The organism is Vibrio sp. CCUG 15886 (genome assembly GCF_028570825.1).
Lineage (GTDB): Bacteria > Pseudomonadota > Gammaproteobacteria > Enterobacterales > Vibrionaceae > Vibrio > Vibrio vulnificus_B.
In genome coordinates, this window is the sequence record NZ_JAQQBT010000010.1 from 25,882 (window position 1) to 45,667 (window position 19,786).

Below are 19,786 nucleotides of genomic sequence, written 5' to 3' on the forward strand. Positions count from 1 at the left end.
TCTATTTGAAATAGAGAGGTTTGAATAGCGCGTTTTGAGTAGATTGCAGAATGCGTTCTTAGGTGATTTGGGTACTCGCGCCCAAATCACCTTGGTTAGCGCGATAACGCTATCGTTGGTAAAACTAGTGTGGGTAAAGCTATCGTTAGTAAAGCTATTGTTGGTATAGCTCCAACGGCAGGCCATCAGGGTCGGCAAAAAAGGTGTACTGCTTACCGGTAAACTCATCGATCCGGATCGGCTCGACCAGCACATCGTGGCTTTCTAAATAGTCTTTCATTTGCACAATGTCTTCCACCACAAACGCCAAATGCCTTAACCCTTGCGCTTCGGGGAAACTGGGCCGCTCTGGCGCATTGGGGAAACTAAACAGTTCGATCTGCGTACCACAAGGCAGCGCCAGATCAAGCTTATAAGAGTCTCGCGCTTCGCGGTAATTTTCTGCAATGATCGTCAGCCCCAACAGTTCACTGTAGAACTGCTTCGAACGGGGGTAGTCGGAGCAAATAATCGCGACATGATGAACGGTTTTCAGCATCACAACACCAACTTCTGGTTAATAAAATCGATAAACACGCGCAAACGAGCGGGCATGTATTTGGTTTGCGGATATTGCATGGCAATCGCGCCGTGATAATTACTTTTGATCATCCAATCGTCCAACACCTTAACCACTTCACCGCGTTCAAGCGCATCACGAATCACAAAATCATGGAAGATGCCGATGCCGAGCCCTTGTTTGACGCCGTTGAGGCGCATTTGCGAATGGTTAACGGCATAGCGACCAGAAACGGCTACCGAATAAAACGCTTCATCTTTAAAGAATGACCACAGGTTGTCTTTGTCGTTTTCCGCCAAATACAAGCAGTCATGCTCAGTGAGTTCGGTCGGGTGACTGGGCATGCCGCGCTGCACTAGGTAATCCGGAGAGGCGCACAAAACCAGATGGGTTTTACTGAGCTCTTTGAGCACCAAATTTTCATCCGGTTTGTCGGTCAGTTTAAACGCCACGTCAATATTGTCGCGAAACAGATCAATCTCGCCGTCTGCGGCGCGCAGTTTGAGTTGGATATTCGGGTATTGCTGTAAAAAGGGCACCACAAAGGGTTGCAACACGGAATTCAAAAACGCTTCTGGTGCCGCCACGGTTAAGGCTCCTGCTGGTTCGCTGTGGTCAGAGGCAGAAATCTCAATCGCTTGCTGAGCGGCATTCACCATCGCAATGCTTTGGTCATACACCTTTTGTCCCGCCTGAGTGATGAGCAATTTGCGCGTGGTGCGTTCAAACAATTTCACCTGCAATGCCTGTTCTAAGCGGGTGATCAACTTGCTTAACGCGGAAGGGGTCACATCGAGCTTTTTTGCTGCGGCGGTAAAACTGCCCTCATTCACCACCAAGATAAAACTGGCAAGATCGGGCAGGAGGGCGATGAGTTTCGGGTTAACCATGAGAATGCGCTTCTTTTACAACACCATTTGGCTTGGCAGTGTAACAGAAATCCGCCTGTTTTCGCGCGCAACAGTTCACGTTTGCTTGGTTAAAAAAACGCATTTTGGGCAGTGCGTTAGCTCGCGGTATAAGAGGGAAAAATAATTTTAACAATGGGGTTACATATTGTGACTTAGCTCTCTATACTGGCCAAATTGTGATCAGCAACCGATTGCGAAAGGGCGCGCTTTCAACGCTTGCGGTGGGTACTGTGATGGGAAGGTTGGCACAAACTTAAAAAAAACAGAAAAACGGACGAGAGAGGCTAGGTGTATGGAGAGAGAAAGTTTATTTCAAAGAGAGAGAATAAGGCGTTTTAATTTTTCCATCTGGACGGTGCTCAGTGGGACTTTGTTGGCGCGCACCAGTTACTTTATGGCGTGGCCATTTTTAATTGTTTTCCTATACCAAGATTACAACGCCAGTGCGGCGCAAATTGGCGGCATGCTGGCTGGCTCGGCGATTGTTGGCGCGGTGACAGGGCTCTATTCGGGCTATCTGTCCGATAAGTTTGGCCGCAAGTGGGTGATGGTGATCGGCAGTTTGGTGGCGTCTGCGGCGTACACTGGCATCGCCTTAGCGGATCAATTGTGGCACTTCTACTTTCTGATGCTGGTGACGGGCCTAATGCGGCCGATGATCGAAGCACCCGCCAAAGCGGTGATTGGCGATAATCTTGCCAACGTGAAAGACCGCGAACTGGCGCTGAACATTCGTTACTTTTTGCTCAACTTAGGTGGTGCGATTGGCCCGCTGTTGGGGGTGACGATTGGTTTGAGCTCACCACAACATCTTTTCTACATCACAGGTGTGACGTATTTGGTTTACACCGTGTGGCTGTTTTTTGGCATTGAACGCAAACAGACCTTTACCAAGCCCGATCCCTCTTTGTTGCCTAACTTCCGTGCCACGATGAAGGTCATCAGTCGCGATGCCATCTTTGTTAAATTGATGATTGCCAACTTCTTGATGATGTTTGTCTATGCCCAGTTGGAATCGTCTATCCCGCAGGTCATCGTACGTTCCGACATTACCGATGCGGCAACGCTGGTGGCCGGATTGGTGCTGGTGAACACGTTGACCATCATCATTTTTCAGTTTCCGATGTTGAAATGGCTAGAGCACGTGCCGCTCTTTTTACGTACGCGTATTGGCATGATGTTGATGGCGCTGGCACAAATCGGATTTATGCTCACACCCGCGGATTTACCTTGGGGCTGGGCTCTGGCTTGTTTTGTGATGAGCTTAGGCGAAGTGATAGCCTTCCCAACCTTGAATGTGCAGATTGACCGCTTGGCACCGGCGCATTTGCGCGGCTCCTATTTTGGCGCATCGGCGCTTTATTCGTTGGGTTTTGCGGTGTCCCCATTGGTTGGCGGTATGGTGATCGATTCGCTGAACTCAAACTGGTTATTTGGGCTCTGTTTCGCTCTATGCCTAATGATGATTTGGCTCTACTGGCTTGCCGAAAACAGCCAAGATAATGTGGAAAGAGAACAAGCCATCGCGCAGTGACCCTCCATGGTGGGCACAAATATGACAGGCGCAATAAATGGCCGCGAACCATAAGCAGTGGCCAACAATAGACGAAACGCCCCAACATGCTGGGGCGTTTTTGTTTGGCTCAATGCGCTCGATTACTGGGTATACAACTGCCTAACAGGCTCTTGTTCGGTGTAGTCTATCCATTCGCTTTGAGCCAGTTTATCCATTTGCTCTTGGCTACCGGACACCACCAACACACGTTGTTTGACCAAGGCATCCACCACTTCGATCTTGAGCGAGCGAAGAAGCTCACGGACCTCGCTCTCTTTACCTGCTTGATACTTAACAAAGTACCTTGCCGGTTGTTGAGTGGCGAACGCTTCGTTTTGACCATCGACAGGAAACCCCTTGTTATTGGCGAAGGAATACCCTGCGGCAATGGAGAGGGCAAGAATCGTTGTCGTCATCGCGGTCGTTTTTGCGGTGAACTTCTTCATCATGGCTCCTTACTGGAAGGTTAATGTCCAGCTGTTAATCGTCCCTGTGTCTCTTCTGGCACTGTCTACTGCTTTTAGTTCCCAAACACCTTGAGATTCAAAACCGCTGAAATCCACTTGGTAGCTTTGACGAATGTCATTCGCTGAACCGCCAGTGTTGTTGTGCAGCACCACTTCTCCACCAGTTGGTGAGGTGAGTGTGACCTTAAGATCGCCAATGTAAGTGTGGCTGATATCCAAATCGATGCTAACCACACCAGCATCGCCAGAGCGCGCTACATCCAAAACACTGATCACGCCCGCACGCGAATTGTCAGGGATCGACACCACATTGCTGTTGGTGTATGTATCTCCACCCGTACCTACTGGGCCATTACAGCCGGCATCTAGGTACGCTTTGGCTGCATCTGCATTGATCAAACCATAGCCTGTGCGGTTGTCACGTCCTGCGACATCGATATCGGTTGCCGTTGCGGTTAACGCCTTACGCACTTGCTGCGCAGTACAAGTTGGGTGGAAGCTCCAAACCAAGCCCGCAACGCCGGTCACGTGTGGCGTCGCCATTGACGTGCCATTGTAGTACTCGTAATCGCGACCTGTGGTGGTGGAAACCGTCACCGCTTGACCAACCGCGTTCGCCAGCTCCAGACCCAATGTGCGATCAACCGTCATCGAGACCATGCGGTAGCTGTCGTTGTTATCGAGCACAAATGGATTCTGCAAGCCCGGCAATGCTGAATTACTGTAGACAATCGCCGCGCTGGCTCCTGCATCGTGACACGCTTTCACTGCGTTGATTTCTGGACGGGCGGAAGCGGTTTGATTGTCGATACGCTCAGTCAAACAGATTTTGCCACTCATATCGCCACACACATATTGGCCGGAAGAGATGTCACAAGAGGCGAGCGCTGCGGTAACATTGCCTGCCACGGGGGCTGGCACATAATTGCTGCCGCTAACAATGAGGCGATTATGTGGCACCACACCACGGTCAAAGTAGCTGCTGCCATTGAGTGAAATATCGGAAAGTACCCCTTCACCCACGGTGACAGTTGAAAGAATCGCCACACCTGGCGCGGCAATTTCTACTTGGTTAGTGGCTTGAGAAAACGCCGCGTGGTCGTTGTTGCTGTCCACCGCCGCAACAGACATGACAGAATCGTAAGAAGCCGGGTAGCTGTGAGCGGTATTGCCCGAGTTACCTGCCGCAGCAATCAATAATACGCCTTGATCGTAAATCGTCTTCAGTGCATTTTCTTCCGTGCGGCTAGATTGGCTACCACCAAGGCTCATGTTCACAACATTCGCGCCGTTGTCAGCACAAGTTTGAATCGCCTTCACCAAGCTCGAAGAGTATCCCCAGCCTGATTCGTTAAACACCTTCACAATGTGCAGATTGACGTTTTGATTCGGCATAATGCCTTTCACGCCTTCATTGTTGGCAATCGCTGCGATGGTGCCAGCAACGTGAGTGCCGTGGGCGTTGTTGTTACCCGGATCGCTCCATGATCCTGTGCCACTGTCGTTGCTGCCATTGACGCGGTTACCGCTTAAGTCATTGTGGCTTAAATCGTAGCCTGAATCGATGATACAAACGGTGCGATTGCCAGCGTCACTGTCCATCAACAATTGGGCGTTGACCGCGCCATAACCCCAAGGCGTCGTTTCACTAAGTAAATAGCGCGGTGGATCCACTTCGACATATTCCACATCCGTGTGGCTTCTCAGTTCACTGAGTTCTGAGTTGTCGATTTCAACGCTATAAATGGCTTGATTGCCAAGCCTTTCGACTTTTCGTGCTTTGACTTTATCCAACACCGCTTCACGAACCATGTTTGGCGCAAAGAAGCGGTTATGAGTCATTGCTGAGCGAGCGTTACTGCCTTCCTTAAATTTCACTATGTATTTGGTGGGAAGATCACTTTCGTCGAAGGCCATCGGCGGAACTGCGTGCGCCGATGTGGACGTCATGATGGCTGCAGCAAGGGCAGTGAGGGATAAAATCCCGGAAGCTTTTGTTGTTGTGTAATGCATTTGCTCCATTCCTTTTGAGCTGGTTATTTATGCGTAAATGCGCAATGAAAAGTCACTTCATGTGTTTTCAATTGCGTTACTTAGCTATAACGCTTGGTTATAAAATGCCAAAAAAATCGCATCATATAGAACAGATAATGAACAGGTTGTCACCGATTAAACAGAACGAGTGAACATGATTTGTTCGGTTAAAATACTTATAAAGCAAAAGCTTAATTACGAAAAAATGAATGTTAAATTATTGTGAGTGAGTAATTATTCTAAATTTATAAATTATGGCGCTATAAATCCCATGAATGCTTTTTGACTTTGGTACCAGTTTTGTAAAATTGAATACTTAGTTAGTTGACTTGATAGGGTTTGTACTCAAAATGAGAAGGTTCCCAGTGAGAAATTCTCTCAACTGGTGATTAATAATCAAAACATAAGAAGATAGTTCTATGAAGAAGATAACTATTCTGTTGGGTGCTCTGTTGCCCTTCACATCTGCAGTGGCGGATGAGCCAGCTCTCTCTCCTGAAGCGATCACTTCAGCACAGGTGTTCAGTACGCAAAGTAAAGAAACGTATACTTATGTACGTTGTTGGTATCGAACGGGCAATTCTCATGACGAATCGGCGACCGATTGGGAATGGGCGGAAAATCCGGACGGCAGCTACTTTACCATCGACGGTTATTGGTGGAGCTCGGTTCGCCTGAAAAACATGTTCTACACCAACACATCACAAAACGTGATTAAGCAACGTTGTGAAGAGACGCTAGGCGTCACGCACGATGCCGCAGACATCACCTATTTTGCTGCGGACAACCGTTGGTCATACAACCACACCATTTGGACCAATGATCCGGTGATGCAAGCCGATCAAATCAACAAGATTGTCGCATTCGGTGACAGCCTCTCTGATACCGGCAACATCTTCAACGCGGCGCAGTGGCGTTTCCCGAACCCGGATACCTGGTTCCTTGGCCATTTCTCTAACGGTTTTGTTTGGACGGAATACATCGCGCAGGCGAAGAAACTGCCTCTTTATAACTGGGCAGTGGGTGGCGCGGCCGGTTCCAACCAATACGTGGCGCTAACTGGCGTGAAAGATCAGGTACTTTCTTACCTCACGTACGCCAAAATGGCGAAAAACTACAAGCCAGAAAACACCTTGTTCACACTGGAGTTTGGCTTGAACGACTTCATGAACTACAACCGCGAAGTGGTGGATGTGAAAACCGATTTCAGCACCGCGCTGATCAAACTCACTGACGCAGGGGCGAAGAACATCATGCTGATGACCTTGCCTGATGCAACCAAAGCGCCACAGTTCAAATACTCCACTCAAGCGGAAATAGAGAAAGTGCGCGCGAAGATCGTCGAGTTCAACGAATTCATCAAAGCACAAGCGGCCTTCTACATCATTCAGGGTTACAACATCACCCTTTACGATACACATGGCCTGTTTGAACAACTGACGCAAAACCCACAGCAACATGGTTTTGTAAACGCCAGCGACGCTTGTTTGAACATCAATCGTGCCTCTTCAGCGGACTACCTATACAGCCACAGCTTGACCAACGATTGTGCCACTCACAGCTCAGACAAATACGTATTCTGGGGCGTGACGCATCCCACCACGGCAGTGCACAAATACATCGCCGAGAAAATGCTCGCACCAGGGGCAGGCATGCAACGCTTTAATTTTTAGGTCAACAGAGCCTAATACCTCTTAGCGTTAACAATGAAAACGGAAGCCAAGTGCTTCCGTTTTCTTTTTCGGTAGGGAAGGGGGGAGGGGGATAAATTTCATTTGTGCCTGAAATTCACTAATGCTTTTCCAAATACTGGGATAATCGTTTTCTCTGCCATGGATTACACTTGAAAGTAATAACGCGCATTCGCCTGTGACCCTTGTCACATAAAGGCTGCCCTATAATCAGCCGACCTCAAGGTTGGCCAATCAAACTGGAAGGAAATTCTCCATGTCGTCTGCATTTTACCAGCAAATTCGCGATCAACTTGAAGATGTGAAAGCGGAAGGTCTCTACAAATCTGAACGTATTATTACTTCTCACCAGCAAGCAGCCGTTAAGATTGCCAGTGGCGAAGAAGTGTTGAACTTCTGTGCCAACAACTACCTAGGTTTGGCGAATCACCCTGCGCTGATTGAAGCGGCAAAAGAGGGCATGGACGGCCACGGTTTTGGTATGGCGTCTGTGCGCTTTATCTGTGGTACACAAGACATCCACAAAGAGCTAGAGCAAAAGCTTTCTCAATTCCTAGGTAAAGAAGACACCATCCTTTACACCTCTTGTTTCGATGCCAACGCGGGCCTATTTGAAACCTTGCTAGATAAAGAAGACGCGATCATCTCTGACGCACTGAACCACGCATCTATTATCGACGGTGTGCGCCTATGTAAAGCAATGCGTTTCCGCTACTCAAACAACAACATGGCCGAGCTAGAAGAGCAATTGATCGCAGCGGATGCCGCTGGCGCTCGCCACAAATTGATCGTCACTGACGGCGTGTTCTCAATGGATGGCGTGGTTGCGAACCTACCAGCAATTTGTGACCTTGCGGACAAATACAACGCGCTTGTGATGGTGGATGACTCTCACGCCGTCGGCTTTATGGGCAAAAACGGCGCAGGCACGCACGAGTACCACAATGTGATGGATCGCATCGACATCATTACTGGTACGCTTGGCAAAGCGATGGGTGGCGCATCAGGCGGTTACACATCCGCAAAAGCAGAAGTGATCGACTGGTTACGTCAGCGTTCTCGTCCATACCTATTCTCAAACTCAGTGGCACCTGCCATTGTTGCCGCCTCAATTCGCGTATTGGATTTGCTACAAGAAAGTGGCGATCTACGTGAGCGCCTATGGGAAAACGCAGCGCACTTCCGCACGCGTATGGAAGCGGCTGGCTTCACCATGGGTGGTGCCGATCACGCTATCATTCCAATCATGCTAGGCGATGCCAAAGTGGCCGCAGAGTTTGCTGAGCGTGCCCTTGCAAAAGGCATCTACGTCATTGGTTTCTCTTTCCCTGTGGTACCAAAAGGCCAAGCGCGTATTCGTACGCAAATGTCTGCGGCGCACTCACGCGAGCAACTAGACCGCGCGATCGATGCCTTCATCGAAGTGGGCAAAGACATGGGTATCATCTAGGATTCTAGTACCTAGTACCTAGTACCTAGTACCTAGTACCTAGTACCTAGTACCTTTATTTAAGGCTAAATTATGAAAATCAAAGCACTATCAAAGCTAAAGCCAGAAGAAGGCATTTGGATGACCGAAGTGGACAAGCCTGTTCTTGGCCACAACGATCTGCTGATCAAAATTAAGAAAACCGCGATTTGTGGTACCGACGTACACATCTACAACTGGGACGAATGGTCACAAAAAACCATTCCAGTACCTATGGTGGTTGGCCATGAATACGTGGGTGAAGTGGTTGGCATTGGCCAAGAAGTTCGTGGTTTTGAAATCGGTGACCGCGTTTCTGGCGAAGGTCACATCACTTGTGGCCACTGTCGTAACTGCCGTGGCGGCCGCACGCACTTGTGTCGCAATACCATTGGTGTGGGCGTAAACCGCACAGGTTGTTTCTCTGAATACCTTGTGATCCCAGCGTTCAACGCCTTTAAGATCCCTGCAAACATCTCTGATGATCTTGCGTCTATCTTCGACCCGTTTGGCAACGCAGTACACACTGCACTGTCGTTCGATCTGGTTGGTGAAGATGTACTGATCACCGGCGCTGGCCCAATCGGCATCATGGCGGCTGCGGTCGCGAAGCACGTTGGTGCGCGCCACGTCGTGATCACCGATGTGAACGAATACCGTCTAGACCTCGCACGCAAAATGGGCGTGACTCGCGCAGTGAACGTTGCTGAGCAGAAGCTTGACGATGTGATGGCAGAGCTAGGCATGACAGAAGGCTTCGACGTGGGCCTAGAGATGTCGGGCAACCCATCAGCATTCAACTCAATGCTGAAAACCATGAACCACGGTGGCCGTATTGCACTGCTCGGCATTCCACCATCAGACATGGGTATCGACTGGAACCAAGTGATCTTCAAAGGCTTGGTGATCAAAGGTATCTATGGCCGTGAAATGTTTGAAACTTGGTACAAGATGGCAAGCTTGATTCAATCTGGCCTTGACCTAACACCAATTATCACTCACCACTTCAAAGTGGATGACTTCCAGCAAGGCTTCGACATCATGCGCAGCGGCATGTCAGGCAAAGTGATTCTTGATTGGGAATAATCGGCCCTAGCCAAAAATAACGAAAGCGCTCCGAAAGGGGCGCTTTTTCGTTGTCATCCATCGGTATGCTTCGCGTTTCTCACTCTTCTAGAGCATGGCACCAATACCGCAGCGTTTTCTCCGAGACACTACCCACTTGCTTGGCGGCAGAGAGAAGGAAATCACACAGGTTGCTTGCAATGCGCTCATTACCCAATAGATACAAGCTGCGAATTGCTCGCGTTAATCGTAGTTGGTTGTGGTCGTGGTGTTTAAGCCAGACATGATTAGTAGGGCTGAGCGGCAGTAACGATGAGATTTCATCGCCATTTCTCACCATGCCCCAAAATTCGAGCATAAGATCGAGAGCCTTCAAATGTGCGGTGCGAAGGGCTAAAGAGTTGGCAAATTGCTCTCTGTCTTGCGCTGTTACAAGAGGAGCGTGTTGATTGAACTTGGTTCCCTCGTCAATCGGAAACAGCACTTGTATGTATTTGTGGTCGTGCTCCAACCAAAAGTGGTTGTAAGCCAGCAACTGTTCTATGTTGCGACCAAACTTGTCTGGCGCTTCGCCAGAGATGAAACGAGCAATCTCACTCATTGAAAATCCTGTAAAAACTCTGTAGTGGGGGAATGTGTTTTGAGTGAAGCCTTCACAACGCCACAGTGAAACGGTGGCTAACGCTTTTCACACTCTTTTTTATCTTTGAATAAGTTTGTAAGTGCCGTTGCTTCTGTCCGTTCAAGATCTTGGTATGCGTCAAAAGCATCGCCATTTTTGTACCCTAACAAGCATAAACCGCCTTGAATGATCAGGGTAAAAAGCGACACAACAAGCACCAAAAACGGGATCACACCAAACATATCAATCGAAATCAAAATGGAAGACAAGACGATAGCAGTGGCAGAAATCACGACTTTAACTTTGCTAGTAAAAACCATAGCACACTCTAATATTAGGAGTTTTAGCCATTTTATAAGTTCTCTGTTGCGCATAGTGATTGCTTGGTCACATGAAAGCGACAGAGACCACGCCGCAGGGCGGGTATGTAGTGATGTGGGGGTTGCCGATTTGAGTTCTAAGCCCAACGCATGTGGGGATGCGTTGGGGATTCTTAAATGCTTTGTTAACTGAGCGCTTCACTATTCACGCTCACGAATGGCAAGAACGCATGATCATATTATTTTTCTTCAACAAGTCGAAAACCTACATATGGCTCTCGAATATCAATATGCCTTGCCCAGTAGGTATGAGGAACTAAATCTTGTCCCGGTAAAAACCACCCTCCGCCGACAAACAAGTAAACTGCACATTCTTGACTTCCTTTTTCTCGTTTAGGTAAACATTGCTCTACCCACTCTCCTACATTTCCTAGCATGTCAAAAACGCCAAACCGATTTGGAGGAAAAGAGCCTACTTGTGCGGTTTGTTTATTACTCCAAGCTGTGCCACAGTTATTGCAGTTAGCGTTGCTGGCCTTAGGTGGGTTTCCCCAGTCATAACTCTCCGACATACCTGCTCTCGCAACATACTCCCACTCAGCACGCGTAGGTAAGCGGTATTTTTTACCAAACTTGGCATTAGCCCAGTCTATATAACCTTGCACATCAGAATAACTTACATTGATAACGGGACGAGTTCCTCTACCCCAACCCATATCATCAGGGTATTGACAGACTTCCCCCTCTACACATGGCGCTTTTATAGGACGATTTTTATATGCCCAGTCAGATTTAGGCTTTTGACAGCCTCCATCAGAAACACAGGCGTCCCATTGTTCCATTGTGACTTCAAATTTACCGATGCGAAAAGAAGGAACTGCAATATTGCGTAATATAAACTCTGGTTCGCTGCAAATTCTCGCATCATCAGGACATGTATAAAGATCAACGTTACCCTTTGGAACATCTATCATTTCTAAAATAGTAAGTTGACTCTCTGCATACACTTTCAAAGAGATACAGCTGATACTTACAATCCAAAAAAACATACTAACAACTCTTGCCACATTACCCTCTCTAAAATAACGACCAATTGCCAGTTAACACCGCGTTAAGGTGTGGGTGGCGCAACCACGAAACCTAACCAGACCACCGTAAATACAAAACCCAACGATGGAATGAAAAATGCCACGCGTGCCGAATCACTTTTAAATTGTTTGTTAATTGCCCATCTCAAAGCCTAGTGCTAACATTTGTACACACACCAACAAAGGAATACATCATGGACACTAGAATTCAATTTCGTGTTGATGAAGAAACAAAACGCCTAGCTCAACAAATGGCTGAGAGCCAAGGTCGCACTCTTAGTGACGCATGCCGTGAACTTACTGAGCAACTCGCTGAACAACAAAGAAAAACATTGTCTCACGATGCATGGCTAACTGAACAAGTAAATCTAGCATTTGAGAAGTTTGACTCAGGAAAATCCGTTTTCATTGAGCACCAAACTGCTAAATCTCGAATGGAAGAGCGCAAAGCCAGAATCCGTAATCGAGGTAAGCAATGATTTTATGGGAAGAAGAGTCACTTAATGATCGTGAAAAGATCTTCGAGTTTCTCTATGACTTCAACCCTGATGCGGCAGAAAAAACTGACAACCTCATTGAAGCAAAAGTAGAAAACTTGCTTGAACAACCTTTAATGGGTGTACAACGAGATAGCATCCTCGGTCGATTACTCATTATTCCTGAGATTTCGATGGTTATCTCTTACTGGGTCGAGGGCGATATCATCCGAGTTATGCGTGTCCTCCACCAGAAACAAAAATTCCCTACGGATTGATTGCTTCCTCTTGGGAACTAACGCCCGCTTAAGGGGTGAACAACGCAATACCGAAGCCACCGCATATCACCTTAAACACTAAACGCAACGCATAGCAAAAATGCCACGCATTGCGAATCACTCTTAAACAGTTTGTTAGAATATTGCCTATAGGGAGCATTCATACCTGACACTTTGAGATGGCCTACATATATGAGCTTGGAGTTATTTGCTAGATCTTTCGGTGTTGTTTGGCTTGAAAACCACTCCAATGGTACTCCTGCCTTTTTATAAGAAAATGCTACTAGCTCAGAACAATAAAAGTCGCTCTCTGGTGAAATTAGGTTAGCCATTGTTGGTAGCATTCCCACTGCTGCTCTACCAGTACCACTCGAACCAATAGCACCTGAAAGATCGTATTGTTTACCAAGTTGTTTTCTGGCATAGGTCATAATCTTATTTTTTGAGCTTCAGATAGGCCAGGGTATCTATATACGACTGTATAAAGATCGCCTTTCATAACATCGACTAATTTGACTTTGACTACTTCGGGATCAATAGCTTCAATAATATGCTCACCACCCACATAAAGTCGAGCATGACTGTAATTTGAAATTGTTGCCAATTTTACGACCTTTGAAACTGCTTCATTTGTTGTCGATAGAATGACATCACCTTTTTGGAGTTGCCCAAGTGTGATAACTTTAGTTGACATTTTATTCCCTTACTTAGATGTATACGAGATCCATGTAGCATTGACATTATCCAACGAGACATTAGACCTAATATCAATTGTGGTAAATTTTAGGCCCATTAAATCTATGTCGCTTTCAGGAAAGAACAATATACCCGTAGATTGTCCCTTTGGCCGAAATTGGTATTTTTTTCCCTCATTAGAGGTAGCTACTATTTCGATTTCAATTTCAAAATTTGGCCATTTAGACGATACAAATACATCCCTATCATACGCTGAATCTGATGCAATCATTTCTGTTGAAAAAGTTAAATTCTCTGGTTCACTTCCGTCAAAAATCAACCTTATCATTTGATTTCGATTCAAAGCAGTAACATCAACATTAAATTTTGACCACCCCACAGATTTAATTTTCTTTGCGCTAAACATGTCTACAATGTGCGGATTGCGGAAAAACTGTGAAAATAGATGATTGTCACACCCTAGAAGAATAAATGGGAAACAGATAAAAATAATTAATTTAAACCTCATGCCAACTCCAAAAATTACGATTTAATAGCAGTTATTTTTATATGGTCAGTGAGTTTTTCAATATAAAAGCATACTTTTTCAACAAATCTCGACTAACGTCAAAAAATCATCAGCGAGAATTTTTAGTTTTATAAGCAACGAATGTTAGTGAAATATTCTAACGCCCTGTTAAGGGGTGAGCAACGCAATACTGAAGCTGCCGCATACCACCTTAAACACCAAAACCAACGCATAGTGAAAATGCCACGCGTTGCGAATCCCTCTTGAACAGTTTGTTAGCCCTGTAGCTACTTGAACTTCATATTCTTTAGAAAGCTTTCAGCAACTTTAGGATCTATAAAATAAGTAGGCTTACCATGATACCTAGTCATTACTTCATGTCCGTCAAAGTTATCGTATTGCCCTAACAATCGTAATCTTTCGGTCTCAGCTTTCCATTGCTTCTCTTGCATTGGTCTGAGTTGAAACCCCGAGTCATCTTGAAACATTTGGAGATATTCTACTGTGTCGCCTAGGATGTCTTTTACTAATTTCTTATCTTCTTCGGGGGTTCTACACCCGAAGAATACACCTTTGATTTTGGCGTCAAGCTCGACTAACTGACCATTACCCTGAGAGTTATGGATAATATCTCTCCATTCTTTTTCATAAAACCAATCTTCATATTTTGTAAATAAGCACATTGATAGCACATCGTGATCTTGGGGGTGTTCATCAGATGCAAACTTTCGACTTTTCCAATATTCTGCATGGGATATTCTTGGATAATGTCGGCTGTATCTCACTGGGCGACAACTAGAGCGACCGAGCATATTATCCTCAGTTCTCTCAAATGTAATTACGATACCTTTGTGTTCATCTGCATAGTGAGACCACATCAAACTATGATCATGAATTTCACTGAAACACATAACCGCATAGTTTTTAGATTGCTCTTCTAGCTTGTCATTTCTTCGTTGTGTCAGCTTGAAAAGAAACTCATGAAATTCTTTGCTATCGCCTTTTTCTGATGCTTCTTTGGATCTGGAGGCTAGATAATATTCGAGATTATCCATATCACTAAAATCACCAATATACTCACCATCCATTGGCACTTTGAGAGGTCGAATCTTACAGTCAAACGGATCATTAAACGTATGTGGCGCTGCATACCACACCGCTTTATTTCGCAGAATATTTAACGTGTTCTCGTTAATCGAACCATCAGGGTGTCGAAGAGTTCTATATTTAGACAAGTATTGAACATTGGGATATTCCATCTGAACCTCTAATTTGGAGAAAGGGCTAACTACTGCTAGCAATCACTGTGTTTATCTAACCTTTGTAATTGTGTTTTAGGCGTCACAATGAATGCCAAATCAATGTGCGAATACTAGCATAGCACTCAATAAAGTCATTACTCTTTAAGTGGTTATACTCATGCTTTTATCGCAAGTTAATGATTTGATATATATAGAAAAAACTTATAAAGAACTGAAGGTTTAGACCGTCTTGTAATGAGCGCTGACACTATGGTTTTCTCAACAAACTTCCAGCGCACTCTGCAGAATGGATTCTGCATCACGCTCGTTCCTCGCTGTCCAGAATGACGAGCGTAGAGAGCGGTGTTTGGGGGGCACTTTAAGCAGAGATGCAAGTGAAGAGGTCGATAAAGACAGAGCTCACAGTCTGTCATTCCAGCAAGCCTAAGCGCGACTAGGGATCCATCCATCGACGAGTGCTAGAACTGCGGTTTCTCACCGAACTTCCGGCGCACTTGGCGCAATGGATTCTGAATCACGCTCGTGCCTCGCTATCCAGAATGACGAGCGTAAAGAGTGCCTCCTAGAGAAAGCGTGATCATTAAGCGTTCTTATGTCCGGCGTTATTTCTGCTCAACAAAGATAAGACGCTCAGTATCAAATCCACGCTCTTTGGCCATAGCGACGAAGGTATCTATGAGGGATTGGTCGACGGTCGGGGTGCGTGCTAAAAGCCATAAATAGTCAGTATTAGGACCAGAGACAAAGGCGTATTGGTAGTCGGTTTTGTCGAGTGCAAACACCACGTAAGATCCGTAAAACGGACCAAAGAACGAGACTTTCAAGTAACCTTCAGAGTCACCATTGACGAAGTAGGCTTTTCCTTCGGCTTCTTTCCAGTGGTTTTCATCGGCCAAAAAGCCTTTGTTGAGTACCGCGACACCGCCATCGTCTTTTAAGGTGTATTCGGCGGTAACTTGAGTTAATCCCTCTTCAAAAGAGTGGTCGAGGCGGGCGATTTCGTACCATTTCCCCAAGTAATTTTGTAGGTTGAACTCGTCGACGGGTTTGACGGTTTCCGGCATACCAAGGCAGCCACTCAGTGTGATGGAAAGTGCCAATAGTAGAATTTTTCTCACAATTCGCTCCTGAAAAATGAATATCACATTGCCTTCAAGTCTAAGCGTTTGAACTAAAAATACAAAACCCAACATGAAGTTGGGTTTTCGACAGAAAAGTGTGTAAGTGAACGGGTTAAAATGGCCGAGTCAAAATGGTTGGGTCTGCACTAAGTGTTTCACAGTCTTTGTACAAATCCGCATCTAACTGGCGGTAAGGGGCTTGCTCAAGGTACTGAACACCGAAAGCTTTTTTCGCCTCTTCTATCCCATCAGAATAGACGGGAGAAATCGAGGTATTGTGCCAATGGTAGTTGACATCAGTGACGTAGAAATCAGGCCCCAAATAAGGTAAGCGAAAGACCAAGGTTTGGTTACAAGGGGTAAAGGTGCCCAAATGTGTCCCCGTTGCGTCGGTGGCTTTTGTCGAAGTGATGGCAATGAAACTGCCCGGCTTCGCTTTGCCCAAGATATAACGCCTGTCTTCCGTGTAGCGATACCACAACGAAGAAAACCAATCCTCTGTAAAACGCCCGGTCTCGAAATCGACGCTGCCAAGGGAGAGTTTGATGTCGTAAATACTCGTGATGTTACCCAGAACGAAATAGACATCAGTTTCCTCGGTTACAGGTGAGCTTTCTACAGCGGCTGCTTCTGAAGGAGCGTTGCTTTCCTTAGTGGTATCTTGCGGAGTCGTATCGGTTGTTGCACAGCCAGTTAACGCTAGTGCAGCTAACGCTATTTGCCATTGTTTAATCATGTTTGCTCCCTATCGCTTATTGATACAAGTGCTTTATTACTTACACCAACTGTCCCCCGCGACTGGTGCGGAATATTCTTTCTGTTCGCCTTGTGCAGGTACTTTTTGGCCATCTTGTATTTCATACAAATAGACAACACATCCGCCATAAGAGGAGACAATAAGCACTTCGTAATCCGTTTTGGCCTTTGGGGTGAATGTACCTGTGATAGAGCAGGATTTATGACTCACGTAGTCGGAGAAGCCAAAACCAAATGAGAAGCTTTGCGGAATGTCTGATAACACGGTGACGTTTTTGTAAGCCATTTTTTCTACCTCAGCAGCCTTTTGTTTGCCAGTGCATTGCGCCGCTTCTTTGTAGATATAGACTTCCGCGTTGCCGCGACCTTGGTTGTGAAACTTGATGGTAGAGACATTTTCTCCTGTAGGTTCAACATAAGGGGTGGAAACGCAGCCGGTTAGTGTTGCTAGAAAAGCGAGACTAATCAATGGTCTAAACATGTAAGTCACCTAAAACTCAAAAAGATCAAGGCCTTGTTAAAAGGCTTGTAGATAAAGAGAGGATCTTACAATAGGGCGTCTGTTCTCACTGCAGTATAAATGTGAACTCATACGTATATGTTAATTAATGCTTGTGTTTGATTTTGCTCACTTATTCTTACTTATTGCTGTTCGTTGAAAATAAAAAGCGCTCGTTGATCGAGCGCTTTGCTTATTCCCTAGAGGGGGAGTTTTGTGGGAATTCGAGTTATTAAAACTTATACGCCCCGCCTAAGCTGATTTGCCAAGCAAGGTCGTTTTGAATCAGTGGGCTATTTGAATCGTGGTGTTCAAACTCCACTTTGGCAATGGCTAGCCACTGCTCGGTGATGTCGTAGAGTGAAATCAAACCGGCCTTGTAAACCCAAGTCTCATCAGCATTAAATTGCGCTAAACCGGAAGCGGCAGATTCTTGCGCAGAGACGTTGTAAAGATGCTGTGAGAGTTTTTTGGAGCGGTAATCCACTTCAACATATGGGGAGAGCACCCACTGACCAAACGGGGTATCAAAAGCGCGACCAAGGTGAAGTTGAATCTCATAACCGTCGTGAACATTGGTGACATCTTGCAGGTAGGTGAGGCGTGCGCCAACTGTTCCCACGGTGATACCAAGATCGGCGTTACCATCACGGTTTTTGATGCCGCGAGGAATGTCATCGAAATCGTCCGACACTTCAGCAAAACGCAGGTTGCCCGACAAACCCAACCAAGGGGTGAGTGAGTAATTGGCTAAGCTGCCATCAATAAAGCCGTATTTTCCGTTGTAAAACAAAGAGGGCTCAATGCCAGCTTTGGCCCCATCTGTTGAAAATGCGGATTCGCCGTAGGTGACGCCCGCGCCAACAAACGCGTAATCTTGGTACTGCTCTTGTGCCAACACAGGAGCAGACAGTACCAGCAGGGGAATGGACACGCGCATGCCGCGCATAAGATTTTTCATGGCTAACTTCCTTTTTCTTTTCGTTTTATAAAAGAACGGCTAAGTGGCGGTTTTCTTACATCAGGGTGGGCTTAATTCGTTGTTTTTCGGTTTATTCGCAGAAGGACGTTGTGTTAATGGCCAATAAAATAGAGTGAAAACAGAGAATTACTGTTGAAGCGTCCACCCTGCCACGATGGGCAGGGCGGTGTTTTTGACGTGGTTTGACGATGAATTAATGATCAATCATGTCCGCAAGAATCATTGCTGCGTGGGTTTCTACGACACCAGCGTTGAAGCCGTACATGTGGCCATATTTGCTCGCCAGAGCCGTTTGTACGTTGCGGGTGATCTCTTCTTGCCAACGTTTAAACCAAACGAAATGGTTCCCATCGCTGAGCATTGGCGTGTAAGGCACCACTTCAAGTTGTTTGCCCACTTCTGCTCTTACATCGGCGATGTATTGCAGTAGATCTTTCACATCCTGTTTTGAACCGATGTTGCCGTGGCCACCATTAATGAAGTCCCATTGCCAGCCAAGGTGTTTGCCGAGCAAGTTTTCGAGATCGTCTTCATAGCCGTGGAAGTGCTCTGCGCCAGCAAAGTTGTAAAACGGCAATTGGTCAGGGTTAATCATGTCAGCGAAATGCAGTACGCGATCACTCGGAATCAGAATCATGGTGTTATCTGGAGTATGGCCAGAGCCTGCTGGCGCGATCAAATGCACTTTGACGGAACCAAACTTCACCACCTTCGGTTTTCTTAGGTCGTAGACATCAGTTGGTGCTGGCACTTTCGTTGTTTTTACGCCGTTTTCATTGGTTTCTGCATGCTGGGCGATTTTGTTGGCCACCGCTTGGCTGGCAATCACGCGTACTTTGTTCACACTCGGATAGTTTTGCTTGATCAGCTCGACCAATTGGTTGCCACCGCCAACATGATCAAGGTGGTAGTGAGAGTACATAATGGTGGTAATCGGCTTGTTGGTGATGGACTGCACGCCTTTGAAAAGCGCATCGATGCGGCCATCGCCTAATGGGTCAATCAGCATCACCGAATCTTCGTTGACGATTACCGTGGCATTGTAATAGTTGACGCCAATCCAATAGGTGTTTTTGCCCAGCTTTTGCACGGTGGCTTTGCTGTCGTCAAACTGGCGCTCATAGAGATTGTTGATTTTCTGGCCCACTTTAAGCGCTTGAGTGGCGGATGGTTCGACTTCGCTAGGCAGCGTGCTTTGCACTGTTTCGCCAGGGAAAACAATCGCACGTTGTTGATCGTGGCTGTGGTTATGGTTTGCAGCGCCAGCATTGAAAGACAGCAGTGCGGCAGTGATTGGGGCTAAAGCAAAGGTGAATCGTTTCATTTTTTCTCTCCTCATCAGGTGAGGAAAAAGATAAATGAGAATCACATATATCAAAAATGCATGATTGTTATAGTATGTATATCATTTACGCACGAAATTATTAG

The 19,786-nt window shown here is 46.3% G+C and carries 21 protein-coding genes; 6 read left to right on the forward strand and 15 right to left on the reverse strand.

The window, feature by feature from the left end:
* Positions 1 to 154 precede the first annotated feature (154 nt).
* Positions 155 to 538 (reverse strand): SMU1112c/YaeR family gloxylase I-like metalloprotein, encoded by a 384-nt coding sequence (gloA2, locus tag PQQ36_RS16280; RefSeq protein ID WP_080537021.1) that lies wholly within the window; start codon positions 536 to 538, stop codon positions 155 to 157.
* Entirely contained in the window at positions 538 to 1,449 is a 912-nt protein-coding gene (locus PQQ36_RS16285; RefSeq protein ID WP_225480004.1) for a LysR family transcriptional regulator, read from the reverse strand. Before PQQ36_RS16285 ends, gloA2 begins: the two co-directional genes overlap by 1 nt.
* 313 nt (positions 1,450 to 1,762) lie before the next feature.
* Between PQQ36_RS16285 and PQQ36_RS16290 the strand changes: the two genes are divergently transcribed.
* Entirely contained in the window at positions 1,763 to 3,004 is a 1,242-nt protein-coding gene (locus tag PQQ36_RS16290) for an MDR family MFS transporter (protein ID WP_011082337.1), read from the forward strand.
* 122 nt (positions 3,005 to 3,126) lie between these two features.
* On the opposite strand, the gene PQQ36_RS16295 is transcribed toward PQQ36_RS16290, so the two are convergent.
* Both PQQ36_RS16295 and PQQ36_RS16300 read right to left on the reverse strand, forming a co-directional pair.
* Positions 3,127 to 3,474: a hypothetical protein gene (locus tag PQQ36_RS16295; protein ID WP_060533340.1), complete on the reverse strand. Its 348-nt coding sequence runs from the start codon at positions 3,472 to 3,474 to the stop codon at positions 3,127 to 3,129.
* Positions 3,475 to 3,480: 6 nt separating this feature from the next.
* A complete protein-coding gene (locus PQQ36_RS16300; RefSeq protein ID WP_065090956.1) occupies positions 3,481 to 5,505 on the reverse strand; it encodes a S8 family serine peptidase in 2,025 nt (674 codons plus the stop codon).
* 440 nt (positions 5,506 to 5,945) lie between these two features.
* Between PQQ36_RS16300 and PQQ36_RS16305 the strand changes: the two genes are divergently transcribed.
* The 3 genes from PQQ36_RS16305 to tdh all read left to right on the forward strand — a co-directional run bounded on the left by PQQ36_RS16305 (position 5,946) and on the right by tdh (position 9,771).
* Positions 5,946 to 7,199, forward strand: a complete 1,254-nt coding sequence (locus PQQ36_RS16305) for an SGNH/GDSL hydrolase family protein (protein WP_015727532.1) — start codon at positions 5,946 to 5,948, stop codon at positions 7,197 to 7,199.
* A 274-nt stretch (positions 7,200 to 7,473) separates the two neighbouring features.
* The gene (locus PQQ36_RS16310) at positions 7,474 to 8,667 is read left to right on the forward strand and encodes a glycine C-acetyltransferase (RefSeq protein ID WP_011082341.1); all 1,194 of its coding nucleotides are present in this window, start codon (positions 7,474 to 7,476) and stop codon (positions 8,665 to 8,667) included.
* 72 nt (positions 8,668 to 8,739) lie between these two features.
* Complete coding sequence (gene tdh / locus PQQ36_RS16315; RefSeq protein ID WP_011082342.1) at positions 8,740 to 9,771, forward strand: L-threonine 3-dehydrogenase; 1,032 nt, start codon at positions 8,740 to 8,742, stop codon at positions 9,769 to 9,771.
* 79 nt (positions 9,772 to 9,850) lie between these two features.
* Here tdh and PQQ36_RS16320 read toward each other — a convergent pair whose 3' ends face one another.
* The 3 genes from PQQ36_RS16320 to PQQ36_RS16330 all read right to left on the reverse strand — a co-directional run bounded on the left by PQQ36_RS16320 (position 9,851) and on the right by PQQ36_RS16330 (position 11,759).
* Positions 9,851 to 10,351: an opioid growth factor receptor-related protein gene (locus PQQ36_RS16320; RefSeq protein WP_061057690.1), complete on the reverse strand. Its 501-nt coding sequence runs from the start codon at positions 10,349 to 10,351 to the stop codon at positions 9,851 to 9,853.
* A gap of 77 nt (positions 10,352 to 10,428) precedes the next feature.
* Entirely contained in the window at positions 10,429 to 10,692 is a 264-nt protein-coding gene (locus PQQ36_RS16325; RefSeq protein WP_043877449.1) for a hypothetical protein, read from the reverse strand.
* Positions 10,693 to 10,931: 239 nt separating this feature from the next.
* On the reverse strand, positions 10,932 to 11,759 hold the full coding sequence (locus PQQ36_RS16330) for a formylglycine-generating enzyme family protein (protein WP_225484524.1): 828 nt from the start codon (positions 11,757 to 11,759) through the stop codon (positions 10,932 to 10,934).
* A 215-nt stretch (positions 11,760 to 11,974) separates the two neighbouring features.
* Here PQQ36_RS16330 and PQQ36_RS16335 point away from each other — a divergent pair, with 215 nt between their 5' ends.
* Both PQQ36_RS16335 and PQQ36_RS16340 read left to right on the forward strand, forming a co-directional pair.
* Positions 11,975 to 12,259, forward strand: a complete 285-nt coding sequence (locus tag PQQ36_RS16335; RefSeq protein ID WP_011082348.1) for a type II toxin-antitoxin system RelB/DinJ family antitoxin — start codon at positions 11,975 to 11,977, stop codon at positions 12,257 to 12,259.
* The gene (locus PQQ36_RS16340; protein WP_061057688.1) at positions 12,256 to 12,534 is read left to right on the forward strand and encodes a type II toxin-antitoxin system RelE/ParE family toxin; all 279 of its coding nucleotides are present in this window, start codon (positions 12,256 to 12,258) and stop codon (positions 12,532 to 12,534) included. The genes PQQ36_RS16335 and PQQ36_RS16340 overlap by 4 nt, the downstream gene beginning before the upstream one ends.
* A gap of 427 nt (positions 12,535 to 12,961) precedes the next feature.
* Here PQQ36_RS16340 and PQQ36_RS16350 read toward each other — a convergent pair whose 3' ends face one another.
* From PQQ36_RS16350 to PQQ36_RS16390, 8 genes are all read right to left on the reverse strand, one after another.
* Positions 12,962 to 13,228 carry a YiiX/YebB-like N1pC/P60 family cysteine hydrolase gene (locus PQQ36_RS16350; RefSeq protein WP_045621348.1) on the reverse strand — a complete coding sequence of 89 codons (267 nt, stop codon included), beginning with the start codon at positions 13,226 to 13,228 and terminating at the stop codon, positions 12,962 to 12,964.
* 9 nt (positions 13,229 to 13,237) lie between these two features.
* Positions 13,238 to 13,738 carry a hypothetical protein gene (locus tag PQQ36_RS16355; protein ID WP_038939959.1) on the reverse strand — a complete coding sequence of 167 codons (501 nt, stop codon included), beginning with the start codon at positions 13,736 to 13,738 and terminating at the stop codon, positions 13,238 to 13,240.
* A gap of 287 nt (positions 13,739 to 14,025) precedes the next feature.
* A complete protein-coding gene (locus PQQ36_RS16365; RefSeq protein WP_263130777.1) occupies positions 14,026 to 14,997 on the reverse strand; it encodes a DUF2971 domain-containing protein in 972 nt (323 codons plus the stop codon).
* Between the two features lie 605 nt (positions 14,998 to 15,602).
* The gene (locus PQQ36_RS16370) at positions 15,603 to 16,118 is read right to left on the reverse strand and encodes a lipocalin family protein (RefSeq protein WP_040110529.1); all 516 of its coding nucleotides are present in this window, start codon (positions 16,116 to 16,118) and stop codon (positions 15,603 to 15,605) included.
* Between the two features lie 115 nt (positions 16,119 to 16,233).
* Positions 16,234 to 16,857, reverse strand: coding sequence for a hypothetical protein (locus PQQ36_RS16375; RefSeq protein ID WP_238826754.1), 624 nt, complete (start codon positions 16,855 to 16,857; stop codon positions 16,234 to 16,236).
* Between the two features lie 36 nt (positions 16,858 to 16,893).
* A complete protein-coding gene (locus tag PQQ36_RS16380; RefSeq protein WP_015727544.1) occupies positions 16,894 to 17,358 on the reverse strand; it encodes a hypothetical protein in 465 nt (154 codons plus the stop codon).
* Between the two features lie 250 nt (positions 17,359 to 17,608).
* Positions 17,609 to 18,337, reverse strand: a complete 729-nt coding sequence (locus PQQ36_RS16385; RefSeq protein WP_263195402.1) for a MipA/OmpV family protein — start codon at positions 18,335 to 18,337, stop codon at positions 17,609 to 17,611.
* A gap of 214 nt (positions 18,338 to 18,551) precedes the next feature.
* Positions 18,552 to 19,682, reverse strand: a complete 1,131-nt coding sequence (locus tag PQQ36_RS16390; RefSeq protein WP_015727547.1) for a VarG family subclass B1-like metallo-beta-lactamase — start codon at positions 19,680 to 19,682, stop codon at positions 18,552 to 18,554.
* Positions 19,683 to 19,786 lie beyond the last annotated feature (104 nt).

Bases quoted from the DNA above. Each gene is read 5' to 3' on its own strand.
- gloA2 (WP_080537021.1), bottom strand. From the start codon at position 538: ATGCTGAAAACCGTTCATCATGTCGCGATTATTTGCTCCGACTACCCC.
- PQQ36_RS16285 (WP_225480004.1), bottom strand. From the start codon at position 1,449: ATGGTTAACCCGAAACTCATCGCCCTCCTGCCCGATCTTGCCAGTTTT.
- PQQ36_RS16290 (WP_011082337.1), top strand. From the start codon at position 1,763: ATGGAGAGAGAAAGTTTATTTCAAAGAGAGAGAATAAGGCGTTTTAAT.
- PQQ36_RS16295 (WP_060533340.1), bottom strand. From the start codon at position 3,474: ATGATGAAGAAGTTCACCGCAAAAACGACCGCGATGACGACAACGATT.
- PQQ36_RS16300 (WP_065090956.1), bottom strand. From the start codon at position 5,505: ATGCATTACACAACAACAAAAGCTTCCGGGATTTTATCCCTCACTGCC.
- PQQ36_RS16305 (WP_015727532.1), top strand. From the start codon at position 5,946: ATGAAGAAGATAACTATTCTGTTGGGTGCTCTGTTGCCCTTCACATCT.
- PQQ36_RS16310 (WP_011082341.1), top strand. From the start codon at position 7,474: ATGTCGTCTGCATTTTACCAGCAAATTCGCGATCAACTTGAAGATGTG.
- tdh (WP_011082342.1), top strand. From the start codon at position 8,740: ATGAAAATCAAAGCACTATCAAAGCTAAAGCCAGAAGAAGGCATTTGG.
- PQQ36_RS16320 (WP_061057690.1), bottom strand. From the start codon at position 10,351: ATGAGTGAGATTGCTCGTTTCATCTCTGGCGAAGCGCCAGACAAGTTT.
- PQQ36_RS16325 (WP_043877449.1), bottom strand. From the start codon at position 10,692: ATGGTTTTTACTAGCAAAGTTAAAGTCGTGATTTCTGCCACTGCTATC.
- PQQ36_RS16335 (WP_011082348.1), top strand. From the start codon at position 11,975: ATGGACACTAGAATTCAATTTCGTGTTGATGAAGAAACAAAACGCCTA.
- PQQ36_RS16340 (WP_061057688.1), top strand. From the start codon at position 12,256: ATGATTTTATGGGAAGAAGAGTCACTTAATGATCGTGAAAAGATCTTC.
- PQQ36_RS16350 (WP_045621348.1), bottom strand. From the start codon at position 13,228: ATGTCAACTAAAGTTATCACACTTGGGCAACTCCAAAAAGGTGATGTC.
- PQQ36_RS16355 (WP_038939959.1), bottom strand. From the start codon at position 13,738: ATGAGGTTTAAATTAATTATTTTTATCTGTTTCCCATTTATTCTTCTA.
- PQQ36_RS16365 (WP_263130777.1), bottom strand. From the start codon at position 14,997: ATGGAATATCCCAATGTTCAATACTTGTCTAAATATAGAACTCTTCGA.
- PQQ36_RS16375 (WP_238826754.1), bottom strand. From the start codon at position 16,857: ATGATTAAACAATGGCAAATAGCGTTAGCTGCACTAGCGTTAACTGGC.
- PQQ36_RS16380 (WP_015727544.1), bottom strand. From the start codon at position 17,358: ATGTTTAGACCATTGATTAGTCTCGCTTTTCTAGCAACACTAACCGGC.
- PQQ36_RS16385 (WP_263195402.1), bottom strand. From the start codon at position 18,337: ATGAAAAATCTTATGCGCGGCATGCGCGTGTCCATTCCCCTGCTGGTA.
- PQQ36_RS16390 (WP_015727547.1), bottom strand. From the start codon at position 19,682: ATGAAACGATTCACCTTTGCTTTAGCCCCAATCACTGCCGCACTGCTG.